This is a genomic window from Brevundimonas sp. (genome assembly GCF_036402095.1).
In the GTDB taxonomy this organism is placed as follows: domain Bacteria; phylum Pseudomonadota; class Alphaproteobacteria; order Caulobacterales; family Caulobacteraceae; genus Brevundimonas.
The window spans coordinates 1-4136 of the sequence record NZ_DASWTO010000071.1 but is presented as its reverse complement, the minus strand read 5'-3'; the positions used below and the strand labels follow the sequence as shown (position 1 = coordinate 4136).

Genomic DNA, 4136 nt, shown 5'->3' with positions numbered 1-4136 from the left:
CCGTCGCCGATCTCGAGGATCGAGACGTCGAAGGTGCCGCCGCCGAGGTCGTAGACGGCGATCTTCTGGCCGTCGTTCTTGTCGAGGCCATAGGCCAGGGCGGCCGCGGTCGGCTCGTTGATGATGCGCAGCACCTCGAGGCCGGCGATCTTGCCGGCGTCCTTGGTGGCCTGACGCTGGGCGTCGTTGAAATAGGCGGGAACGGTGATGACGGCCTGGGTGACGGTCTCGCCGAGGTAGGCCTCCGCGGCCTCCTTCATCTTGCCGAGGGTGTAGGCCGAGACCTGCTGGGGCGAATAGTCCTTGCCGTGGGCCTTGACCCAGGCGTCGCCGGTCGGACCCTTGACGATCTCATAGGGCACCATGCCCTTGTCCTTGGCCACCACGGGATCGGAGAAGTTGCGGCCGATCAGGCGCTTGATGGCGAAGAAGGTGTTGGTCGGGTTGGTCACGGCCTGACGCTTGGCGGGCTGGCCGACCAGCACCTCGCCGTTGTCCTGGATGGCGACGACCGACGGAGTCGTGCGGTTGCCTTCCGCGTTCTCGATGACCTTGGGGTTCTTGCCGTCCATGACGGCCACGCACGAGTTGGTGGTGCCCAGGTCGATGCCGATGATCTTGGCCATTGGTTGGTCTTTCACTCCATTTCAGCGGGCGGTGCGGCGGCCTTTCAGAGCTAAGCGCCGCGCGTGACCGCCCCCGGTGTCAGGGTCTTGGGTCGAATGTACGGTTCCGGCGCAAAGCCCCACGGACTGCGGGGTTTTCCGGCGGTTGTCGCCGATATGGGAAACCGCCCCCCGCCCGCAAGGCCTGATCGCGATTCAGCGTCAGTCTCCGTCAGGTGTGTCACGAAGCGCGCAACGACATATACTGGCGTTAACGATCCGCCGGTGCGCGGGTCAGGAGGAGGGGCCATGCTCGCCCGCAGACTGTTCACCGCCGCCGTGATCGCCGCCTCGCTTGGCGCGGCGGGGCTGGCCGACGCCGCGGCCGCGCCGGGGGGCCAGTCCCGCGACGGCCAGAATCGCCGCGTCCGGGTCCACAACCAGACCGGCGTGGCCCTGCAGAAGCTCCAGGCGGCCGATGTCCGCACCGGAACCTTCGGCGCCGACCTGCTGGGCGGAACGCCGGTGTCCAGCGGCGCCAGCGTGCCGGTGACCATCGACGACGGCGCCGGCGGGTGCCTCTACGACCTGCGGGCGGAGCTCGCCGGCGGCCAGGTCCTGCTGCGCGAGAACATCAACGTCTGCCGCATCGCGGATTATTATCTGACGCGGTGAGGGGCGGCACAGGCGCCGACAAGGCCCCCATCACTCCCCCGTGACTCGACGGCCCGGGGAAGCCGCGCCACTGTCCCGCTTTCCCGCGATGGAGGCCCCGATGCCAGACCTCGTCCGTCCCGAAGGCCCCGAGGCCGACGACTTCCGCTTCAGCCGCCGCGCCCTCGCCGCGGGCGGCCTCGGCGGGCTGTTCTTCGCCGGCTACGCGCCGGCCGCGCTCGCCGCCCAGGCCAGCCCGGTGACCACGCCGGCGGACGGGCTGGAGACGGCCAATGTGACCTATCCGGCGCCGGACGGCTTCAATCTGCCGGCCTATGTGGCGCGACCGGCCGGCGACGGCCCCTTCCCGGTGGTCGTGGTCGTGTCGGAGATCTTCGGCGTGCACGAATATATCCGCGACGTCTGCCGTCGGCTGGCCAGAGCGGGCTATGCCGCCATCGCCCCGGCCTTCTTCGTGCGGGTGGCCGACCCGGCGGGCGCCGAGATGACCCGGGTGCAGGAGATCGTCGCCGCGGCCGGCTATGAACAGGTCATGGGAGACATCGCCGCCACGCTCGACTGGTCCAGTCAGCAGCTGTGGGCCAACGCCGACAAGGTCGGGATCACCGGCTGGTGCTGGGGCGGCAAGGTGGTGTGGCAGGCGGCGGCGCGGTTCGCGGCCATCGACGCCGGCGTGGCCTGGTACGGCCGCCTCGCCCCGCCCGCCAACGCCACGCCGGAACAGGCCGCCGCCGGGGCCCCGTGGCCGGTCGATGTGGCCGACGACCTCAAGGCGCCCGTGCTGGGCCTCTACGGCGAGGCTGACCGGGGCATCCCGCTGGACACGGTCGAGGCCATGCGCAGCGCCCTGCAGCGCGCCGGCCAGACCGACAGCCGGATCGACGTCTATCCCGCCGCGCCGCACGGCTTCCACGCCGACTACCGCGACAGCTACCGGGCGGCCGACGCCGCGGACGGCTGGGCCAGGCTGCTGGCCCTGTTCGAGGCGCGGCTGAAGGGCTAGCGGCCTCGCCTCTTCCCTCCCGTCATCCTCGGGCTTGACCCGAGGATCAGAGGCGGGGGGCGATCTGTGCGATCGGGAGCGGCCCCGCGACCGCGCCCGTGTATCGCTTCCACGGAGCACCGGACAGTCTGATCCTCGGGTCAAGCCCGAGGATGACGGTGGGGGGGTTTAGCGGCCCCTCGGCGTCAGGCCTTGCCGTCGAAATTTCCGCCGTCGGCTTCCGCGGCCCTGGCATAGGCCGCATTGCCGGCCGCGGCGCCGGAGCCCTTGGCGGCGACCACGACCATGGCCGGGCGCACGGTGCGGCCGAACAGGGCGTAGCCCGCCTGCAGCGTCTGGATCACCTGACCGCCCTGAACCGTGTCAGACGGCTGTTCCATCATGGCCTGGTGCAGGTGCGGGTCGAAGGCCTCGCCCGGTTCCGGCGCGACGCGCTTGAGATTGTTGGCCTCGAAGGCCTGCAGCAGCGACTTCTGGGTCAACTCCAGTCCGGTGACCAGTCCGGCCTCGCCGGCGTCGGCGTTCTTCGGCGCCGCCTGCAGCGCCCGCTCGAGGTTGTCGGCCACGCCCAGCAGGTCGCGGGCGAAGCGCTGGATCGCGTAGGCCCGGGCGTCGTTGGACTGGGTCTCCGCGCGCTTCTTCGTGTTCTCGGCCTCGGCCACGGCGCGCAGGGCGCGGTCCTTCCACTGGTCGCGTTCGGCGATCAGGGCGTCGATCGGGCCCAGGCCGTCGTCGGGCTCGCCATCGAACCCTTCGGTCTCGCCGATGTCGGCGGACAGCTCTTCGGAGGTCGGGGTGTCGTCGTGAATGTCGCTCAAGTCTCTTGTCCGTCCAGAATCCGGCCCAGCACCCGGGCGGTATAGTCCACCAACGGTATGACACGGGCGTAGTTCAGTCGCGCGGGGCCGATCACGCCGATGGCGCCCAACACCCGCTGCCGGCCCGTCATATAGGGCGCCGCGATGACGGCGGAACCCGAAAGCGAAAACAGACGCGTTTCCGCGCCGATGAAGATGCGCACGCCCTGGGCCGTTGAGACGCCGTCCAGCAGGCCGATCAGCTGTTCCTTCTGCTCCAGATCGTCGAACAGGACCCGCACCCGTTCCAGATCCTCGACCGTCTCGCGGTCCTGCAGCAGGTTGGCCCGGCCGCGCACGATCAGGGCCCGCTCGCGCTCGGCCCCGCCCGACCAGGCGGCGAGCCCGTCCTCGACCAGCCGGGCGGCGGCGGCGTCCAGCTCGCGGCGGGCGGCGTCCAGTTCGGTGCGCATCTCGGTGCGCGCCTCGTGCAGCGGGCGGCCCTTCAGCCGGGCGTTGAGGAAGTTCGACGCCTCGGTCAGGGTCGAGGGCGTCACCCCCGCCTTGAGCGGCATCAGCCGGTTCTCGACCGTGCCGTCGTCGGCGACCAGCACGGCCAGGGCCTGGTCGTGGCCAAGGGCGACGAATTCGACGTGCTTGACCCCGGCCTCGCGCACCGGGCTGGCGACGATGCTGGCCCCGCCGGCGAGGCCCGACAGCAGGGCGGAAGCCTCGTTCAGCGCCTCGTCGAAGCTGCGGCCGCTGCCGGCGAGGCGGGCGTCGATCTCGCGCCGCTCCTCGGCCCCGACGTCGCCGATCTCCAGCAGGCCGTCGACGAACAGGCGCAGGCCGGCGTGGGTCGGGATGCGCCCGGCGGAGGTGTGCGGCGCGCCCAGCAGGCCCGCCAGCGTCAGATCCTGCATGGTGTTGCGGATCGAGGCCGGGGACAGGGCGACGCCGGTCAGCGACAGGGTGCGCGACCCGACCGGCTCGCCGGTCTGCAGATAGGTCTCGACGATGCGCCGGAAGATGTCGCGCGCCCGCTCGTCGAGGGCG

General features: G+C 71.1%; 5 protein-coding genes. 2 read left to right on the top strand and 3 right to left on the bottom strand.

Annotation, left to right across the window (positions count from 1 at the left end; translation table 11 throughout):
• A partial coding sequence (locus VGD32_RS05915; protein ID WP_331030977.1) for an Hsp70 family protein occupies window positions 1-626 on the bottom strand: 626 nt, incomplete at its 3' end.
• Window positions 627-914: 288 nt separating this feature from the next.
• Here VGD32_RS05915 and VGD32_RS05910 point away from each other — a divergent pair.
• Together VGD32_RS05910 and VGD32_RS05905 are read left to right on the top strand one after the other, a co-directional pair.
• Window positions 915-1280, top strand: a complete 366-nt coding sequence (locus VGD32_RS05910; RefSeq protein ID WP_331030976.1) for a hypothetical protein — start codon at window positions 915-917, stop codon at window positions 1278-1280.
• A gap of 100 nt (window positions 1281-1380) precedes the next feature.
• The gene (locus VGD32_RS05905; RefSeq protein ID WP_331030975.1) at window positions 1381-2283 is read left to right on the top strand and encodes a dienelactone hydrolase family protein; all 903 of its coding nucleotides are present in this window, start codon (window positions 1381-1383) and stop codon (window positions 2281-2283) included.
• Between the two features lie 185 nt (window positions 2284-2468).
• Here VGD32_RS05905 and grpE read toward each other — a convergent pair whose 3' ends face one another.
• On the bottom strand, window positions 2469-3050 hold the full coding sequence (gene grpE / locus VGD32_RS05900; RefSeq protein WP_414644349.1) for a nucleotide exchange factor GrpE: 582 nt from the start codon (window positions 3048-3050) through the stop codon (window positions 2469-2471).
• A 47-nt stretch (window positions 3051-3097) separates the two neighbouring features.
• A partial coding sequence (hrcA, locus tag VGD32_RS05895) for a heat-inducible transcriptional repressor HrcA (protein ID WP_331030973.1) occupies window positions 3098-4136 on the bottom strand: 1039 nt, incomplete at its 5' end.

Coding starts and splice junctions, on each gene's coding strand:
- VGD32_RS05910 (WP_331030976.1), top strand. CDS start 915: ATGCTCGCCCGCAGACTGTTCACCGCCGCCGTGATCGCCGCCTCGCTT.
- VGD32_RS05905 (WP_331030975.1), top strand. CDS start 1,381: ATGCCAGACCTCGTCCGTCCCGAAGGCCCCGAGGCCGACGACTTCCGC.